The organism is Mesorhizobium sp. LNJC394B00 (assembly GCF_000502555.1).
Taxonomy (GTDB): Bacteria; Pseudomonadota; Alphaproteobacteria; order Rhizobiales; family Rhizobiaceae; genus Mesorhizobium.
Window position 1 is genome coordinate 19,147 of sequence record NZ_AYWH01000008.1, and the last position, 18,734, is coordinate 37,880.

Annotated in this window: 13 protein-coding genes and 3 pseudogenes; 8 read left to right on the top strand and 8 right to left on the bottom strand. The window is 62.3% G+C overall.

The genetic code is table 11. The features are described from left to right. Positions 1 to 394 precede the first annotated feature (394 nt). Together phbB and X751_RS141070 are read right to left on the bottom strand one after the other, a co-directional pair. The gene (gene phbB / locus X751_RS141075) at positions 395 to 1,120 is read right to left on the bottom strand and encodes an acetoacetyl-CoA reductase (protein WP_023698448.1); all 726 of its coding nucleotides are present in this window, start codon (positions 1,118 to 1,120) and stop codon (positions 395 to 397) included. A 129-nt stretch (positions 1,121 to 1,249) separates the two neighbouring features. After that, on the bottom strand, positions 1,250 to 2,434 hold the full coding sequence (locus X751_RS141070) for an acetyl-CoA C-acetyltransferase (protein WP_023673832.1): 1,185 nt from the start codon (positions 2,432 to 2,434) through the stop codon (positions 1,250 to 1,252). 302 nt (positions 2,435 to 2,736) lie between these two features. Here X751_RS141070 and phaR point away from each other — a divergent pair, with 302 nt between their 5' ends. Further along, a complete protein-coding gene (gene phaR, locus X751_RS141065) occupies positions 2,737 to 3,351 on the top strand; it encodes a polyhydroxyalkanoate synthesis repressor PhaR (RefSeq protein ID WP_023685813.1) in 615 nt (204 codons plus the stop codon). A gap of 45 nt (positions 3,352 to 3,396) precedes the next feature. On the opposite strand, the gene X751_RS141060 is transcribed toward phaR, so the two are convergent. Next, positions 3,397 to 3,852 (bottom strand): GNAT family N-acetyltransferase, encoded by a 456-nt coding sequence (locus X751_RS141060; protein ID WP_031194243.1) that lies wholly within the window; start codon positions 3,850 to 3,852, stop codon positions 3,397 to 3,399. A gap of 50 nt (positions 3,853 to 3,902) precedes the next feature. After that, on the bottom strand, positions 3,903 to 4,322 hold the full coding sequence (locus X751_RS141055; RefSeq protein WP_023702797.1) for a rhodanese-like domain-containing protein: 420 nt from the start codon (positions 4,320 to 4,322) through the stop codon (positions 3,903 to 3,905). Positions 4,323 to 4,411: 89 nt separating this feature from the next. On the opposite strand from X751_RS141055, the gene ftrA reads away from it, so the two are divergent. Then, complete coding sequence (gene ftrA, locus X751_RS141050; protein ID WP_023745739.1) at positions 4,412 to 5,404, top strand: transcriptional regulator FtrA; 993 nt, start codon at positions 4,412 to 4,414, stop codon at positions 5,402 to 5,404. On the opposite strand, the pseudogene X751_RS01000000164100 reads toward ftrA, so the two are convergent. Next, positions 5,401 to 6,550: pseudogene (locus X751_RS01000000164100) on the bottom strand (citrate synthase). The gene ftrA and the pseudogene X751_RS01000000164100 sit on opposite strands and share 4 nt — an antisense overlap. A 93-nt stretch (positions 6,551 to 6,643) precedes the next feature. On the opposite strand from X751_RS01000000164100, the pseudogene X751_RS01000000164105 reads away from it, so the two are divergent. From X751_RS01000000164105 to X751_RS141035, 6 genes and pseudogenes are all read left to right on the top strand, one after another. Then, positions 6,644 to 7,742, top strand: a pseudogene (locus X751_RS01000000164105) (citrate synthase/methylcitrate synthase). 201 nt (positions 7,743 to 7,943) lie between these two features. Beyond that, a pseudogene (locus X751_RS01000000164110) lies at positions 7,944 to 9,075 on the top strand (patatin-like phospholipase family protein). A 508-nt stretch (positions 9,076 to 9,583) separates the two neighbouring features. After that, positions 9,584 to 10,762 (top strand): efflux RND transporter periplasmic adaptor subunit, encoded by a 1,179-nt coding sequence (locus X751_RS141045; RefSeq protein ID WP_023715055.1) that lies wholly within the window; start codon positions 9,584 to 9,586, stop codon positions 10,760 to 10,762. 65 nt (positions 10,763 to 10,827) lie between these two features. Continuing rightward, positions 10,828 to 13,998, top strand: a complete 3,171-nt coding sequence (locus X751_RS141040; protein WP_023745740.1) for an efflux RND transporter permease subunit — start codon at positions 10,828 to 10,830, stop codon at positions 13,996 to 13,998. A gap of 96 nt (positions 13,999 to 14,094) precedes the next feature. Next, the gene (locus tag X751_RS1000000166020) at positions 14,095 to 14,253 is read left to right on the top strand and encodes a DUF3309 family protein (RefSeq protein WP_023707271.1); all 159 of its coding nucleotides are present in this window, start codon (positions 14,095 to 14,097) and stop codon (positions 14,251 to 14,253) included. Positions 14,254 to 14,603: 350 nt separating this feature from the next. Further along, entirely contained in the window at positions 14,604 to 15,020 is a 417-nt protein-coding gene (locus X751_RS141035) for a DOPA 4,5-dioxygenase family protein (protein WP_155923330.1), read from the top strand. A 13-nt stretch (positions 15,021 to 15,033) separates the two neighbouring features. On the opposite strand, the gene X751_RS141030 is transcribed toward X751_RS141035, so the two are convergent. From X751_RS141030 to X751_RS1000000164840, 3 genes are all read right to left on the bottom strand, one after another. Continuing rightward, positions 15,034 to 16,092 (bottom strand): hypothetical protein, encoded by a 1,059-nt coding sequence (locus X751_RS141030; RefSeq protein ID WP_023745742.1) that lies wholly within the window; start codon positions 16,090 to 16,092, stop codon positions 15,034 to 15,036. Positions 16,093 to 16,294: 202 nt separating this feature from the next. Then, positions 16,295 to 17,977 carry a protein kinase gene (locus X751_RS141025; protein WP_023745743.1) on the bottom strand — a complete coding sequence of 561 codons (1,683 nt, stop codon included), beginning with the start codon at positions 17,975 to 17,977 and terminating at the stop codon, positions 16,295 to 16,297. Further along, entirely contained in the window at positions 17,977 to 18,606 is a 630-nt protein-coding gene (locus X751_RS1000000164840; protein ID WP_023745744.1) for a DUF2026 family protein, read from the bottom strand. The genes X751_RS141025 and X751_RS1000000164840 overlap by 1 nt, the downstream gene beginning before the upstream one ends. Positions 18,607 to 18,734 lie beyond the last annotated feature (128 nt).

Genomic DNA, 18,734 nt, shown 5'->3' on the forward strand with positions numbered 1-18,734 from the left:
TTGGCGTTAACCTTTGCCGGCGGGGCATCGTCGTGATCCGATACGCCTCGGCCAACATTATGAAATTGTTGAATTTTCTTAATCGGCCTTAACCATTTGCCGGTGATTTTCGGCGTTGGTCGTTAACGTTGCGCTCAAAGCCGGAACGAATCGGCGATCAATCAGCGATGGCGGGATTTTCCTGGTTTGTTCACCCCAACATGTTGTGTTATCCACAGCTTGTCCACCGAGAATTCACAGCTTGCGAACCGGGTTTTGCACAGGGCGCCTGGAAATCGTTAATCTTTGCGTGCCGGAACGGGTCAATGTCTAGCGCGCAGCCCGGAACATCGCCGGCCGGCGATGAAAAAACGGGCCATAAGCCGGCCCGTCCTACCGGGCGAAATGCTGTCGTTCAGGCGAAATACTGGCCGCCATTGGCTGTGATGGTCGAGCCGGTGATGAAACCGGCGTCCTCAGAGGCGAGGAAGACGACGCAACGCGCGATCTCTTCCGGTTCGCCGAGGCGGCCGACCGGGATCTGCGGAATGATGCGTTCATTCAGCACCTTCTCGTCGATCGCCTTGACCATCTCGGTGGCGATGTAGCCGGGGCAGATGACATTGACTGTGATGCCCGCGCGCGCGCCCTCCTGCGCCAGCGCCTTCGAGAAGCCGATGTCGCCGGCCTTTGCGGCGGAATAGTTGACCTGGCCGGCCTGGCCTTTCTGGCCGTTGATGGAGGAAATGGTGATGACGCGGCCGAATTTGCGGTCGCGCATGCCGCCCCACAGCGGATGCGTCATGTTGAAGACCCCAGACAGATTGGTGTCGATGACTTCCTTCCACTGCTCGCGCGTCAGCTTGTGGAACATGGCGTCGCGGGTAATGCCGGCATTGTTGACCAGCACCGAGACCGGGCCGAGATCGGCCTCGACCTGTTTGATTCCGGCGGCACAGGCGTCGTAGTCGGCGACCGACCATTTGTAGGCCTTGATGCCGGTTTGTGCGCTGAACTTCCCCGCTGCCTCGTCATTGCCGGCATAGTTGGCTGCAACGGTGTAACCGGCATTCTTCAGGCCGATCGATATGGCGGCGCCGATGCCGCGCGATCCACCGGTGACGAGCGCTACTTTGGTCATTGAAAGTTCTTCCTCCCTTTGGTCGGAAGAAGGGAATAGGGAGTAGGGAATAGCGAGTAGGGATCGATATCCCGCCGCGCTGCTCCTTCTTCCCCATTCACTACTCCCTATTCACTACTCACTTCTCTTTCACAGCGCTTCCACGCACAGAGCCACGCCCATGCCGCCGCCGATGCAGAGCGTGGCGAGGCCCTTCTTGGCGCCGCGGCGGCGCATCTCGAAAACCAGCGTGTTGAAGACGCGGGCGCCCGACGCGCCGATCGGATGGCCGATGGCGATGGCGCCGCCATTGACGTTGACGATCGACGTATCCCAGCCCATGCCCTTGTTGACGGCGCAGGCCTGCGCGGCGAAGGCTTCATTGGCCTCGACAAGGTCGAGGTCCTTGACCGACCAGCCGGCCTTCTCGAGCGCCCGCTTCGAGGCGGGAATAGGTCCGGTGCCCATGATCGCCGGATCGACGCCGGCCGTCGCCCAGGATGCGATGCGCACCAGCGGGGTGATGCCGCGCCTTGTGGCTTCAGCCTCGCTCATCAGCAGCGCGCCGGCGGCGCCGTCATTGATGCCCGACGCGTTGGCGGCGGTCACGGTGCCGTCCTTGTCGAAAGCCGGCTTCAGCTTGGACATGGCGTCGATGGTGGCGCCGTGGCGGATGTACTCGTCCTGGTCGACGACAGTGTCGCCTTTCCTGCCCTTGATCGTGAAGGCGACGATCTCGTCCTTGAACTTGCCGGCCTTCTGCGCGGCCTCGGCCTTGTTTTGCGAGGCCAGCGCAAACTGGTCCTGGTCGTCGCGGGTGATCTGGAACTGGCGGGCGACGTTCTCGGCGGTGTTGCCCATGTGGTAGCCGTTGAAGGCGTCCCACAACCCGTCCTTGATCATGGTGTCGATCATCTTGTAGTCGCCCATCTTGACGCCGGCGCGCAGGTGCTCGGCGTGCGGCGACAGCGACATCGATTCCTGGCCGCCGGCGATGATCACAGTGGCGTCGCCGGCGGCGATCTGCTGCATGCCGAGCGCGATGGCGCGCAGGCCAGAGCCGCAAACCTGGTTGAGCCCCCAGGCGGTGGTCTCCTTGGGCAGGCCGGCATTGATCGACGCCTGGCGGGCGGGGTTCTGGCCCTGCGCGGCTGTCAGCACCTGGCCGAGAATGACCTCGTCGACTTCACCCGGCTCGACGCCGGCGCGCGCCAAAAGCTCCCTGATGACGACGGCGCCAAGTTCATGCGCCGGGGTGGCGGCGAAGGCGCCGTTGAAAGAGCCGACAGCCGTGCGTGCGGCGCTGGCAACGACGATTGAATTGGAAGCGGACATTTTTCTCTCCAGACTTCGAGGTGTCGTGTTCTTGGGGGCTTGTTGGGACTTTTCTTGCCCGTTCCACACCCCAAGTCAAACCGGAAATGGGCATGCCGGCCAAGCGCCGCAAGCAGGGCGTGAGCGGCCGGCGGGATCGCCCAACCTTTGCTGCGCAGCATAATTGGCCGGCCATGCAGCAATAAATGATGCCGCACTGCACAAAGCGCTTGGAATTATAGAGCTTTTGCGCATATCCTTAAAAATGGCGCAATCGTTACCGGCGGCTTACTCAGGCGCGCCGGTGTCCCGGGAGGATGCTGATGGCCGCGAAAGACGACCCTATCATTATCAAGAAATATGCCAATCGCCGGCTCTACAACACCGGCACCAGCACCTATGTCACGCTCGAGGATCTGGCCGAGATGGTCAAGAAGGGCGAGGAGTTCACCGTCCAGGACGCCAAGACCGGTGACGACATTACCCATCCGGTGCTGACGCAGATCATCTTCGAACTGGAGAACAAGGATGGGCAGAACATGCTGCCGATCCCGTTCCTGCGCCAGTTGATCGCTTTCTATGGCGACCAGATGCAGCAGATCGTGCCGAGCTTCCTCGAACAGTCGATGATGGCCTTCTCCAAGGAACAGGAGCGGTTCCGCGAGCAGATGAAGGGCGCGATCGGCAAGTCGCCGCTGGATGTGATGAAGATCGCCACGCCGATCAAGGCGCTGGAAGAGCAGACACGCCGCAACATGGAAATGTTCCAGAACGCGATGCGCCTGTTCACGCCCTTCCCGACCGCCGCCACAAATGCTGCGGCCGCGGCTGCACCCGAGCCGGCCCGCAAGGACGTCCCGGAAAAGAGCGGCGACGACCTTCAGGAACTGAAGCAACAGATCGCCGCCATGCAGCGCAAGCTCGACACCATGTCGTAAGCGACCGCCGCATGGTCGACCGCCCTCAGTTGGTCGAGGCGGCCGTTACGGGTCGATTTTCAGCTGCCACGGTTCCCAGATATCGTCGGGCTGGCCGTCGAGCGAGCGGTAGAAGGCTTTGGCCGGCGAGTTGGATTTCAGCACCGTCCATTTGATGGCGGAGGCGCCAATGCTCAAAGCGTGTTGGCGAAGCTGTTCAACAAGCGCATGGCCGACCCCCATGCCGCGCGTCGCTTCAGTGACGTAGAGTTCCTTCAGCCAGACAACCGGCTTCAGGTCGTAGGTCCAGGGGATGAGGTAGTGGACGGCGATGCCGACGATCACGCCCTCTCGCTCCGCCACCAACACGCCGAACCGGGGCGATGGCCCCAGCCCGTGCTCGATGAGGTTCGCTTCGGTGACGCGAAGCTTGTCGTCATAACCCTCGAAGACAGCTAGCGCCCGCATGAGGGCGAGCACCGCACCGACATCCTGGCGCTCGAATGGACGAATTCTAACCATCGCCTTCTGCATGCTTGCTCAGTCTTCAAGGCCGACCATATCGCGTGGCCTCACGCGTGCAAGACACCGGGCTCCTTGCCTGAAGCGAAAGGAAGGTCCTCGTCCTGCCAACCGGTTATGCCGCCGATCATGATCTTCACGGGACGACCGAGGCTGGCCAGCTTGAAGGCCGCCTGATCCGCGCCATTGCAATGCGGTCCCGCGCAATAGACGACGAACAGCGTCCTTTCGGGCCATTGCACCATCCGCCCGGCCGATATTTCGCGGTGGGGCAGATGCAGCGCGCCCGGCACATGGCGGCGTCCATAGGCTTCCGGCGAACCGACCACATGCAGGAGAACAAAGTCCGGCTCTCCGGCACGCAGTGCGGCGGCGACGTCGGAACAGTCGGTCTCGACGGAAAGCCGGCGCAGAAAATGGTCGCGGGCGATATCCGGCGATGCCGCCGGAATGTCTGTCACGTGGCTCATCCTCGTATCTCCATTGCTGATGCGACGGAGAGATAAGACAGGAAGCAGGGCGATTGCAGCTGGCAGCTTTGCCATATATCGTTAAGATCATGCCATCCTCTGCGAATCCGCGCCCTGCCAACCCTCTTGTCGTTGCCGTTGCCTATGACGGGCTGTGCACGTTCGAGTTTGGCGTGGCGGTTGAGATCTTCGCCTTGCCCCGGCCGGAAATGGGTGAGGATTGGTACCGTTTTGCCGTTGCCGGGATCGATGGCGGTGAAATGCGCGCGCTGGGCGGCGTGCGTATTGTTGCCGACGGCGGGATCGATCTGATCGGCCAGGCCGGCACGGTGATCGTACCGGGATGGCGCGGAACGGAGGCTCCGGTGCCGCCGGCGCTGATCGAGGCGCTGCGGAAGGCGAGCGAGCGCGGCGCTCGCATTCTTTCGATCTGTTCGGGCGTGTTCGTGCTTGCGGCGGCCGGCCTGCTTGCGGGCAAAAGAGCGACGACGCACTGGCGCTACAGCGAGAAGCTGACGGAGATGTACCCCGACATCACCGTGATTCCGGACGTTTTGTACATCGATGAGGGCAATGTGCTGACATCGGCAGGCAGTGCCGCAGGCATCGACCTCTGCCTGCATCTGGTTCGGCGCGACTTCGGCACCAAGGCTGCAAACATGGTGGCGCGCCGTCTGGTCGTGCCGCCACATCGCGACGGCGGCCAGGCGCAGTATGTCGAGAGTTCCGTTCCCGAGCCACATGAGCGCAGCCGGCTTGGACCGTTGATCGACAGGATGCGCGCCGATATTTCTGCCGACTATCCCGTCGCCATCTTGGCCGAGCTTGCCGGGATGAGCGAGCGGACATTCCTGCGCCGGTTCGCGGCCGCGACCGGCGTCACGCCGGCGCGCTGGCTGCTGTCGGAACGGCTTTCGCGGGCGCGCACGCTACTGGAAGACACCGCCATGCCGATCGAACGGATTGCCGAGACCGCCGGCTTTGGCGCGGCAGGCACGCTGCGGCATCATTTTCGTCAGCAGTTCGCCACGACGCCCGTCGCGTACCGTGCGCGGTTCGAGAACACGGCCAGGTCGGCTTAAGTCACGCGTCCCTCATAGCGGCCACGCGGCCTGATGATGCTGCCGCTCGCAATCTGTTCGACCATATGCGCGGCCCAGCCGACGCTGCGTCCAAGCGCGAACAAACTGAACGGTGCATCGCGCGGCAAGCCAAGGCCGCGCGTTAGTGCGGCCAGGGCGAAGTCGATGTTGGGCTGGGCACCGGCCGCCGCCATGGCGCCTTTTTGCAGCTGTTGCAGCGTCTCGTCGACAGGGATGACTTCCAGAAGTGCGGTGGCACGGGGATCGCCGTCGGGATAGAGCGGATGGCCGAACGCCGGCAAGGGCCGATCATGGCCGAGCCAGCGCCGGATCGCCGCATCCGCGCCGTGGGCTGCTGCATCTTCAGCCAGTTGCATCACCGCTTCGCCGGCGCCACCGTGGCGCGGACCGGACAGCGTTGCCAGGCCGGCCAGCAGGCATGCGGCAGGCGAGGCGCCTGTGGACGCTGCGACGCGGGCGGNCGCGGGCGGCGAAGGTCGATGCGTTGAGTTCATGATCGGCGAGCAGGACGAGGGCGCAGCGGATCGCTTCCGCGCCGGCATCATCCACCGACCAGCCCTGCGCCAGGCGCTTATGGACGGGCGCTGTGCCGGTTTCGGCGCCCAGCGACTGCGCCAGCGCTCCGACTGTGCGCGCGGCCTCGGTGCACAGCGAGGCGGCGCTGCGTCCTAGCGAAGGCCGCCCGTGGCCTGCAAGCATGGCAAGCTGCGCAAAGGCCGAGGCGCGGCCGACTGGATGAGGCGCTTCAGATGACGGAGCTTTGAAAGCCACCGGTTCAGGCGAGGCCCAGAGCACAGCAGCGGTTTCCTCCAGCGTCGCCGCTTTGGAGAGCGCAACGGCGTCTTGCCCTCGATAGATCAGTCGACCGTGCAGCACAGTCGAAATCGCGGTGATAATCGAGGGTTCGCCCCAGGCAATCGCACTTTCGGCGATGGCCGACGGACTGCGGCCGCGCGCCCGGCGGGTCGCCAGTGCGGCGATGTCGTCGGCGCGGTACTGGCTGCGGCGCGGGTCGCTCTCATCCGGCCGCATGCCGATGCGGCCACGGCTGACATAGGCGTAGAGCGTCTGCGGCCGGACCTTGAGCCTTTCCAGCGCCTCTTCCCGCGACAGCCATTCGGACATTTTCAGCCCATACATTGATTATATTGGTCAAGATTGATCGAGGCGCAGCCTAACCCTTATCTCCCATGCAGAAAAGCTGCAAGGAGATGAGATATGGCGAACGGGCTCGATGATGTGGTGGCGGCGGAGACCGTGCTCTCCGATGTCGATGGCCTTGGCGGCCGCCTGACGATCCGCGGTCATTCGCTGCCGGAATTGGCGGGACGCTGGCGCTATGCGCAAGTGGTTCGCCTGTTGCTCGACGGCTTCTTCGACGGCCTTCCCGGCGATGCCGAACTGGCAGCGAGGCTGGGCAAGGCTCGCGTCGAGGTGTTCGAGCGGCTTGCGCCCTCGCTGCCGCTGCTCGCACCGCTTGAGATCTATAGCGCCATGCGCGCCGGCATGGCGCTGCTGCCGGATGGCGAGACGCTGACGGACGCCTTGCGGCTGATCGCGGCGCCCGCCGTGCTGACGCCGGCTCTGCTGCGGCTGGCGCGCGGCGAGCAGCCGACCGCACCTGACGCCAAGGCCGATCATGCCGCCGACATGCTGAGGATGCTCGAGGGATCCGTCCCGTCGCCGGCGCTGGCAAGGGNTGGCAAGGGCACTCGACACCTATCTGGTGACCGTGTGCGATCACGGCCTCAACGCCTCGACCTTTGCCACCCGCGTCGTCGCATCGACGCTGGCAGGGCTGACATCGTCGGTGCTGGCCGGGCTCGGCGCGCTCAAGGGGCCGCTGCACGGCGGCGCGCCCGGCCCGGTGATCGAGATGCTCGATGCAATCCAGGCGCATGGCGACGCGGCCGGTTGGCTGCGCGAGAAGGTCGCGCATGGCGAGCGCATCATGGGTTTCGGCCATCGTATCTACCGCGTGCGCGATCCGCGCGCCGATGTACTGAAAGCCGTCGTGCGGCAGCTCGGCAGCGAGGGTGAAGCCGGCCGCCGCCTGGCCTTCGCCGAACAGGTCGAGCACACGGCGCTCGAAGTGCTGCGGATCGCCAAGCCGCAGCGCTCGCTGCAGACCAATGTCGAGTTTTACACAGCGCTTGTGCTTGAGGCGGCTGGCTTTCCGCCACAGGCGTTCAGCAATGTCTTTGCCGCCGGACGTGTCGCCGGCTGGATCGCGCATGCGCGCGAACAGCAGACGACGGGGCGGCTGATCCGTCCACAGTCGCGCTATGTCGGGCCGGTGCCGGACCTCGTGGCCTGAGGCCCGCCTGTTTCGGTGGAGCAGCCCCTTCAAAGCGGGGCTTTCTTCATGACCGAAATTTCATGTGATCACGCGACCGTGTTCGTGTTCTTGCCTTGGTCATCCCTTATATGCTGCACTGCAATATAAGTCCGCTGCCGTCGAACCCGCCCGATTTCCGGGCGGAATGAGGCAGCAGCGACCAAACCGAACAGGAACGCCATGACCAAAAACGGCAAGGCGGAGGAAACGAAGAAGATCAACATCGCGCTGCAGGGCGGCGGCTCGCACGGGGCTTTCTCCTGGGGTGTACTCGACCGGCTGCTGGAGGATGGCAGGCTCGACATTTCAGCCGTGTCCGGCACCAGCGCCGGCGCGATGAATGCGGTGGCGCTGGCCGATGGTTTTGTGCGCGGCGGCGTCGAGGGTGCACGGCAAAAGCTCGACGACTTCTGGCGCGCGGTGGCGGCCAAGGGCCGCTTCAGCCCGGTGCAGCGCATGCCGTGGGACGTCGCCTGGGGCAACTGGTCGATCGAGAACACGCCCGGCTATTTCTTCTTCGACACCATGTCCCGAGTGTTTTCGCCCTATGTCGCCAATCCGCTGGGCTTGAACCCGCTGCGCGACGTGGTCGAGCAGGAGATCGATTTCAAAAATGTTCACGCCTGCAAGTCGATGGAGCTGTTCATTTCGGCGACCAATGTCGAGACCGGCCAGCTGCGCGTCTTTTCCGACGGCGAGATCGACCTCGACACGGTGATGGCCTCGGCCTGCCTGCCGCAATTGTTCCGCGCCGTCGAGATCAAGGGCGTGCCCTATTGGGATGGCGGCTATGGCGGCAATCCGGCGCTGTTTCCGTTCTTCAAGACGGCGGCGACGGAGGATGTGCTGCTGGTGCAGATCAATCCGGTGGTGCGCGAGGGCACGCCGAAAAGCGCCAACGAAATCCAGAACCGCATCGACGAGATCACCTTCAATGCCGGGCTGCTGAACGAATTCCGCTCGATCGCCTTCGTCAAGGAGCTGATCGCCGCCGGCCGGGCTGCCGCCTGGCGAATACCGCGACATCCGCATGCACCGCATCGATGCCGACGAAGCGTTCAAGGATCTGTCGGCGTCATCCAAGGTCAACGCCGAATGGGCTTTTTTGACCTATTTTCGCGACCTTGGCCGCATAGCGGCGAGCGACTGGCTGGAGGAGAATTACGACGCCGTCGGCAAGCGGCCGACGCTCGATCTTTCCGGCGAACTCGATGACGGCTTCAAACCGGTGCGCGGGCCGGCACCGGGACGGCGGGTGAAGGAATTTCTAGCCGCCCGCAAGAAGCCGGAGGCGGAACGCCGGCGGGCCTGAGTCCGCCCGGATCGATCAAGACGATCAGCGAAGTGTTCGGCAAATCGGAGTAGCGCCGATGACTTTCCGTCCCGGAACAACCGTTGCGTGTGACGGTATACAAAATCATACTGACGCCTGCTGCCATTCACTGAGTGGCTACGCAGGTCGCGCCCACATTTTAGCGTCAAGGCACAGGGGGGTGTCAGTGCTCAAAACGCCTTGAAAACAAAGCGCCTCCAACATCCGTATGGTTCCGAGACTGTGGTTCCGCCGCCTGACGGGGCGCCGATAAAACCGTTTTCGTTGGCCACACTACATCGCCTGTCACAATGTTCCTGCAACTTTTCGACTGTATTGCGATGCAACTTTGATGTAGAAGCGCGGCTTCGCCGTTCACGGCAAATTGAACACGGCCTGGCGCGCACCCATATCGGCGACGCGCCCGAGTTGGAAGACACGGTAGCTGTTAGACGACGGACACCCTGTTGGATAACGACTTGGCCGAACCCCGCAGTGGAAAAAAATGATGCCGAAGATCAGGTTTCACAAGCTTGCCGCTATTGTTGTGCTCATCGGCTTCGCGGCCTGGATGGGAACAGGCGCGTTCTCGTCCGTCGGCAGCGCCGCTGTCGAAGGTGCTGGCAAGGCAGGCGATCAGGCCAAGCCGGGCGATCAGGCCAAGGCGCCGGATGCAGCCAAGGCGGCCGAGGCCGAACCGAAGGCGCCGCTGCGCACCGTCGCTGTGGTGACGCCGCCGCGCAAGACCTATGCCCGCGCCATCCGCATTTCCGGGCTGACCGAGGCCGACAAGCGCGCCGTGCTGGCGACGCGCGTCGCCGGCGTCATCGAAAAGCTGCCGGTCAAGCAGGGCGATCACGTCAAGACCGGCGATCTGGTGCTGATGCTTGCGGCGGAAGAAAAGATCTCGATGGTCGACAATGCCAAGCAGCTCGTCGTGCAGCGCCAGGCTGAACTCGACGCATCGCTGCGGCTCATGAAGACCGGCAATCTGCCCAAGCTGCAGCTCGACACGGCGCGTTCGAATCTGACCGCTGCGCAGTCGCAGCTGGAAACGGCGCAGGCCGAACTCGAGCGCAATCTGGTCAAGGCGCCCTTCGACGGCGTCATCGACCGGGTGCCGGTGGAGCTCGGCAGTTCCATCATGCAGGGCGGCGAGGTGGCAACCATCCTCAAGCTCGATCCGGTGATTGCGCGCGGCGAAGTCAGCGAACGCGACCTCGGCTATCTCAAGCTTGGCGACAAGGCCACTGTCCGGCTGGTCAGCGGCCAGACCGTCGAAGGCACCGTGCGCTACATCAGCCGCGACGCCTCGTCGGCCACCCGAACCTTCCGCGTCGAGATCGCCGTCCCCAATGCCGACGGCTCGGTGCCGGCCGGCATGACGGCAGAGATTGCGCTCAGCGCGCAGCCGACCGACGCCGTCATGTTGCCGCGCTCCGTGGTGACGCTGGGCGACAAGGGAGACCTCGGCATCCGCGCCGTCGACAAGGACAACAAGGTGGTATTCTTCCCGATCGACCTCGTTGACGACTCGCCGAAGGGCCTCGTGCTTGGCGGCATTCCCGCCGATGCCCGCGTCATCGTCGCCGGCCAGGAACTCGTGAAGGAAGGCGACGTAGTCAAGCCGGTCGAGGCCGACCAGGCGACCATCCAGAAACTGTTGGGCGAAGCGACAACGCAGTAGCGCCGGGTGGCCCCGGACGGGGGCAACCGGCCGCAATGCGGCTCCTGAAATTTTGAGAACAGGCCATGGATATCGTCAAACTCGCGATCAACAATGCCCGGCTGACCATTGCGGTGCTGGTCTTCCTGCTGCTGGCGGGCTGGGTCGCCTATCAGTCGACGCCGAAGGAAGCGGAACCCGACGTTCCTACCCCTTATGTTTATATAAATGTCGCCTATCAAGGCATCGCGCCCGAAGACGCTGAAAGACTTCTGCTTAGGCCGCTGGAGGCAAAGCTTAAGAGCCTTAAGGGGTTAAAGGAGATGAAATCATCCGCCTATCAGGGCGGCGCCTTTGTCTTCCTTGAGTTTCTGCCGTCTATAAAAGTCGACACCGCGGTGACAGATACACGCTCGAAGGTTCAGGACGCGAAGGCTGACCTGCCCCAAGCGGCAGAAGAACCGGTTGTTACCGAGGTCAACATTTCCGAGTTTCCCGTCCTGGTCGTCACGCTGTCCGGCGATGTGCCCGAGCGTGTGCTTACGGCGGCGGCGCGCGAACTGCGCGACCGCATCGAGGAAGTACCGGGCGTTCTTGAGGGCACCATACAAGGCGCGCGCGACGATCTTGTCGAAGTCGTCATCGACCCGATGAAGCTGTCCTCCTACGGCCTGCAGCTCGACCAGTTGATCGGCGCGGTCGGCGCTTCCAACAGCCTGGTCGCCGCCGGCAACATCGAGGGTTCGGAAGGCAAATACGCGGTCAAGGTGCCGTCGCTGATCGAGACACCCGAGGATGTCGCGTCCTTGCCGGTGGTCGCCGGCCCCAATGCCGTCGTGCAGGCGAAGGACATCGCCACGGTGCGTTCGACCTTCGCCGACGCCGAGACCATCACCCGCCTCAACGGTAAGCCGGCCATCGCCATCGAAGTCAAGAAGCGCATCGGCGCCAATCTGATCGACACGCTGGCCAAGGTGCGGGAAGTGTCCGACGCCTATGTCAAGACCATGCCGGAAGGCATGAACATCACCTACACGCAGGACAAGTCGGTCTTCGTCAACCAGCTTCTGGGCGATCTGCAGAACCACGTGATGATCGCCGTCATCCTGGTGTTCATCGTCATCCTCTATGCACTGTCGGGACGCGCCTCGCTGCTGATCGGGCTTGCCATTCCGTCATCCTTCCTCATCGGCATCCTGCTGCTTGCGATGATGGGCTACACGATCAACATGATCGTGCTGTTCAGCCTTATCCTGGCGGTCGGCATGCTGGTCGACGACGCCATCATCGTCACCGAATTCGCCGAAAGGCGCATGGGCGAAGGCATGCCGAAGGCGGAAGCCTTCACGCTGGCCGCCAAGCGCATGGCCGGTCCGGTCATCGCCGCGACGATGACGCGCATCGCGGCGTTTTCGCCGCTGCTGTTCTGGCCCGGCATCATCGGCGACTTCATGAAATACATGCCGATCACGCTGATCGTCACGCTGTCGGCCTCGATGCTTTATGCGCTGGTGTTCGCGCCGACGCTGGGCGCGCTCTTCGCCAAGGCGCCGGAGCATCACGAGGAACACAATCGCGACGGCTGGTACATGGCGCTGGTCAAGCAGGCGGTGCGCTTCCCCATCACCGTGCTGGTGCTTACCGCCGTGCTTTTGACCGGCGTTGGCTTCGCCTATTCCAAATACGGCGCCGGCGTCGAGTTCTTCCCCAGCGTCGAGCCCGACTACGGCCTGCTCTATGTGCATGCCCGCGGCAATCTTTCGCTGGCCGAAATGGATACGGCGACCAGGATCGCCGAAAACCGGCTGCTCGGCTGGCCCGGCGTCAAATCGGTCTACACCCGCGTCGGCAAGACGCAAGGGGGCGGACAGGACGTGCCGGAGGACGTCGTCGGCGTCATCCAGTATGAGTTCATCGACTGGCGCGAGCGCAAATCGGCGAACAATATCCTGGATGAGCTGCGCACCGTCATGGCCGGCATTCCCGGCGTCGATGTCGAGGTGCGCGTGCCGGAGGCCGGTCCTCCCACCGGCAAGGCGGTCCAGCTCCGGCTTTCGGCCATCGATCCCAAAGGGCTCGACGACCAGGCCCGTGCCGTTGCGGCGCGCATTGCCAAGGTGCCCGGTGTCATCGACGTTTCCGACGGCCTGCCGCCGCCCGGCGTGGACTGGGCGCTCGAGGTCGACCGCGCCAAGGCGGCGCAGTACGGCATCAGCCCGACCGCCGTCGGCACCGTGGTGCAATTGGTGACCAATGGGTTGAAGCTGTCCGAGTACCGGCCGGCCGGCGCCGACGATGCCGTCGATATCCGCCTGCGCCTGCCCGAAGACCGGCGCACGCTGTCGACGCTCGACGAGCTCCGGGTGCAGACTGCGCAAGGCTCGGTGCCGATCTCGAACTTCGTCGTGCGCAAGCCGGAGCCGACCGTCGGCATCCTCAACCGCATCGACGGCGCCCGCACCGTGGTCGTCCAGGCCAACGTCGCCGCCGGTAACCAGGTTGCGGCGGTGCAGGCGGAGGTGACCAAGGCGGTCACCGACATGAAGCTCGACAACGGCATACGCTGGAAGCTCGCCGGCTCCAACGAGGACAGCGCCGAAGCCAGCGCCTTCCTCGGCAAGGCCTTCGGCGCGGCGATCTTCCTGATCTTCCTGGTGCTGCTGATGCAGTTCAACAAGTTCACCAGCGTGCTTCTGGTGCTGTCCTGCGTGGTCATGGCGACGATCGGTGTGTTCCTGGGGCTGCTGCTGACAGGCGAAGCGTTCGGCATCGTCATGTCGGGCATCGGCGTCATCGCGCTGGCCGGTGTGGTGGTGAACAACAACATCGTCTTGATCGACACTTATGACCGGTTGCGCGAAGAGGGCTGGGACAAGATGGAAGCGGTGCTGCAGACCTGCCGCGAACGTGCCCGCCCGGTGGTGCTGACGGCGGTATCGGCCATCCTCGGCGTGCTGCCGATCGCCTTTGGTCTCGGCCTCGAAATCTTCCATCACGAGACGACGATCAACGCACCGTCGACGCAATGGTGGATTTCGCTGTCCTCGGCCATCGTCTTCGGCCTGTCGTTCGCCACCCTGCTGACGCTTGTGGTGACGCCGTCGATGCTGATGATCTTCACGCGCAGCAAGAACAGCCGCTTCTATGCCTTCTTCCGCCGGCTGTTCGGCCGCGACAAGAAAAGGGATGCGTCCACGGGGCCGAAGCCGGGTCCGCTCGATGAGCCGGCAATCGCCTTCCCGAAAGCCGCGGAATAGCTGCATTCGACCAGTCAGACGAAAGGCCGTCCGGAACAACCAGGCGGCCTTTTGCATTGTCCCCCCGTATCCGACCAGCAAGGCGAGGGACTCTTAATGACCGTCAGCACCATCCTCATCATTGTCTTGATCCTGATCCTGATCGGCGCCGTCCCGGCCTGGCCACACTCGCGCTCCTGGGGTTATGGGCCGTCCGGAATAGTCGGCGCTGTGCTGGTGGTGCTGCTGATCCTGGTGCTGATGGGCAGGGTTTGATTGGGGCAAGAGACCTCTGCGATCAGCGGGTCCTCGCCCGATGAAGTGCTGGCAATAGGCATACGGCGGCGCCCGCCCCCACTCCGTCCGCTTCGCGGCCACCTCTCCCACATGTCCATGGGGGAGAGGAAATGCCAAGCTTTTCAAGGCAGCGACCTCGGCGATTAGCATTTCCTCTCCCCCACGAATGTGGGGGTAGAGGTGGCTGGGCGAAGCCGAGACGGAGTGGGGGAGCTCCATATGCGATTGGCCCGAAATCGAGATGACGAGCACACGCTGGGTCCCCCTTGGCCACCCCGCCCGCTTGCGTATACGCTGCCCGCACCACAATCACCGAGGGAGCCATCAAGGTGAACACCGCCAGCCCGCCAAGGCCTCTCGCCGAGATCGCCAGCTATCACGCCCACATCTACTATGACGGGCAAGCCGAACGGCAGCAGGCCGAATGGCTGCGCCTGCGCATCGGCGAACGCTTCCGCGTGCGACTGGGCAACTGGCGCGACGAGCCGGTCGGCCCGCATGAGCGGGCCATGTACCAGGTCTCCTTCGCCACCGAGATCTTCGCGACGCTCGTTCCCTGGCTGATGCTGAACCATGGCGGCCTCAGCATCCTCATCCACCCCAACACCACCAACCCCAAGCGCGACCATCTGGTCGATCCGATCTGGATCGGGCGGCCGCTGGGGGTTCATGGCGAGGTGCTGGGTGAAGAGGATGAAGCGGAAGAGGCGCTGGAGGTGAACACCGAGCCGACGCTGGGGGCGTGAGGGAGAGCCTATCTCAGCTTCGCGTGCCGAAGTGGTCGATGGCGCGGTTAGCCAGTTCTAGCAACACAGGACGCCATCGCAAAGACAGCTCGTTGGGCTCGAGTACCGGGTCGGAATGCATGGCAAAGCCCGAACCATACTTGCCGTGAACGATTGCGTTTCGAAACGAGTATATCGCTTCGCCCAAACTACTGGCCGTTGGCGCGGCGATCACGCGTAACGTCACTCCTCGGTCCAACAATGGTCGATCCGCGAGTGTATTCACTAGACGGTAGATAGGTGCGCGCTCGTCCTTGAACACCATATCCAGCATCTTCCTAGAGAATTCTGTATCGCTCACACTTTTGTCGTGTCGCAACGTACTCATTTGCCCGGCGTTCGCGAAGAATGCGTAATACTCAATGATCCGGTAAAGATAGACGCATGCCGCCGTGCTGTCCCGTTGAACCATAGCGGAGTTGAGGAATCTCAATGGCTCAAGATCGGCGCTTAGCAAATGTGGTGGTGCAGCTTCAGATGGCTCCACCAACTCCTCTTCTTCTTCCCACCACGATTGCAACTCGGCCGGCCGCGGCCAGGTTCCGGCGTGCTGGAAGTGAGCCCGGAAAGCGCTGATCAGTGCCGCCTCGACGCCAGACTGAGTAGGGCCGATGATGCGGACGGTTGGAAGCTCTGACCATGGCCCTGAGTGTTTTTCTCGAGCGCTCTCAAATAGGAAAGCCATCAAAGGGGTTGCATATCCGAAAGACGCTTCGACCGAAGATCCAAGTTGGACGCGGAAGAGCGCAGGCTCCCAGCCATAAAGAGTCTCTCGGCCAGGGTTAATTATGAACTCGTGGTATCTGCCGAGGCTAAACCCAGACGTACCATAGGTCTTGAAACGCTCGCCATTACTGGCCTCGATTTGTTTGACATCCGGCCAGTAGTTATAATCGGGAGCGAACAGGCGCTCTCGGATGGTTGGCCAAGAGATGTGCTTGCCGCCATCCACATCCTCATAGATCAAGTACTCGGCTTCGTCGCTATCGACGGGCGGCTCGAAAGAGAGCGGGATTTCCACAGGACCGGTCACGACATCACCTCTGGTGGCTCAGGAGCATTGAAGATCATGTCCGATTGGCAAGACCTTGTACCTTTAGGCTGGGACACAAGGATCGCTTTCGCCCATTATATGCAGGCGGCACATATCTGTGCGTTTAAAATTCGCATTCACAGCTAAGGTGCGGACATTGGCCGTTCGCCGAGAAATCGATATTCAACCGCTTGGATGACCACTAATCCGGGCCATGCTCCTTTGCCAGATCACCTACGATGCGCTCTGCCTCTTGGGGGTTCGGATAGATTACCGCTTCTTTGAGCGCATTGAAATCGGTATCGAGTAGCACCCAACGCGAGGTTTCCATCGAAGCGCCGTTCAGAATTTCCGAGATTTGCCTGATCTGTGACAGCGGCACGAGCGCTGTCACAAACGCGCCGTTCATGAGATCTCGGGTTTTGCGATTTTGCAGGAAGTTGCTGAGCGCGTAGTCGAGCCGCCCGCGCTTCTCCTGGGTAGGGTCGTATGCGAAGGCAAGTATTTTGCGATTGCTGCGCCGAGCTTCTTCAGCCGCCAATTCGAGCGTGCCAAAGGGTGGCACATCCTTGAAGTGGGACACTTCCGGCGGCATCGCGTTGGGGCTTAGGGCGATCTTTATCTGCCCCGAGAGCCACTTGCTCACAATGGAGTCGAAATCGCCGTCCCAAGACGGGTTCGCGAGATTCGTTCGGTATATGTCGTCGCCGGACATCTGAAGCACCAGTTCATCACCGACGACTCGGATCTCGTACGTTGTTGTGAGGAGGTAGTCGATCGACCCACGTTTAGTGAGGTAGAGTGTATTCGCCCCGACCTCATCGCCCACATTGAAATTGGTCTGAGTCAGAGTGAGTGACTGCGCGATCCTTGCGAGAAGTTGGTTGTAGACGCGCTGGACTTCATGAAGGCCGTTCCGGATAACCGCATCGGCCTGAACACGCCTCCGCTCGATTGGCGTGTCGAATAGCGCCGCCAATTCGGAGATGTCGTCTTCGAGCGAGCCAGCGGACGGCTGATCCCGCATGAGACGCATCAAACGATCGCGGAGTGTTTCCGCGTCGGTGTACCGGTCTTCGAGACGCGGCGCGAAGGTGTGGTCGAAAATCGCGGCAAGGCGCTGATAGCGATCGCCGGTCCCAGCTTGAAGCAAGGCATGATCAACCGACCGTTGATGCGGTAGCTTGCCTTCGCCGTCTTGGGGCACGTTAGGGTGGTGTCCCGTCAGGACGTAGAACAGGATGCCACCCGCGAATGAGACATCCGATCGTGGGTCCTGTTTCAGACGGCTGCCTGCAGATAGCTCCGGCAGTCGAAGAAAGCGGTTGCCGACCTCCTGGCCGTCTTCCGTCGTGAAGTCCGCGTCCGGCATTTCATGATGGTTTAGGCCGAAGTCGAGTAGCCACGGGCGAGCCGGATCATTATTCTCTAGGATAATATTGTCCGGCTTCACGTCCCGATGCACCAGGGATTTAGCGTGACAGGCGGCGAGTATGTCGAGCAATCGACAGGTCAGTTCAACGCCCGTTGCGAGCGTGACTTGCGTTTGTTGCGCCCGCCACTCAGCAAGGGTCGATCCCTCAATAAAGTCCGTGACGAGGAAGGGGACATAGCCCGCGTCAGCGTGCCGATGCGCGTTGCTCTCCAGCAGGCGCGGCACATTCGCGATCCGAAATGTGTCGTAGGCATTCGCTTCGCGTGAAAACCGCGCCCGACGCTCGGGGTCGTTTTTGGACTTAATGATCTTCAGGAAGCCCACCTGTCCGTCGCTTTTCCGGGTGACACGAAAAGCTTCGCCCTGGCCACCGCCGGCCAGTTTGGCAACGGCCTCCCAGCGATCTTTCCACGTTGTGACATCGACCCATGAGGAGTTTTCTTCCAACATTACCAAGCCCCAATCGCCGTCGTGGCGGGCAGTCGCAGTTCGATCCTCTCACCAAGATTGTCTTGCATGGTCAGAGCGTGCTTTTGCTTGCTGCGGCGGCCCCCGTACCAACCGTCAGCGACCAGCAGGAGATCGGTATTATGGGGGTGGCTCAGGAATTCTCCGATCATCGCGTCCGTCATGTCAGGGTCAGGCAACGTATAAAACGCGCCCCGCGTATTCAGCTCGTCCAAAGAGCGGGCTTCCGTTGTCAGCGGACGTTGCAACATCTGGCGCGGTATAGTCGCTGTTAGCCCTGTGTCGGCGAATGCTTCTGGAAAGATCGGAGCCATGAAGTCAATAACGTGGGTCTCGGTTTGTACCCACATATGGAAGCCTTCTGGCGAGCTCGAGATATGCCCGTTCTCGGCTTGGCCGAAGAACACCACTTCCGGTTCGGCGTCGACGCAGAGCGCAAAGCCACCAGCCACAGCACGGGCGGGAATCTTGTAGTGCTTGTTCAGCACCATCGCACCGAAACAGGCAAAGAACTTGCAGGCCTTTTCGGGACGACCGATGTCCTTCAGGACGCCATGCGCAACCTGATGAATGCGGTTGTACTCGCTCAACGGCATTAGAAACCGGCTCACGTCGCGTTCCTCATTAAAGATCGACTACAGAAACCGGGACGCGTCGTACTTTCGCATCCCGGCCGCACGGGAGACCGCCAGCTTCGTCTTGTAATGGCGACGCTCACGCAAGCTAATCCTCGCGAAGG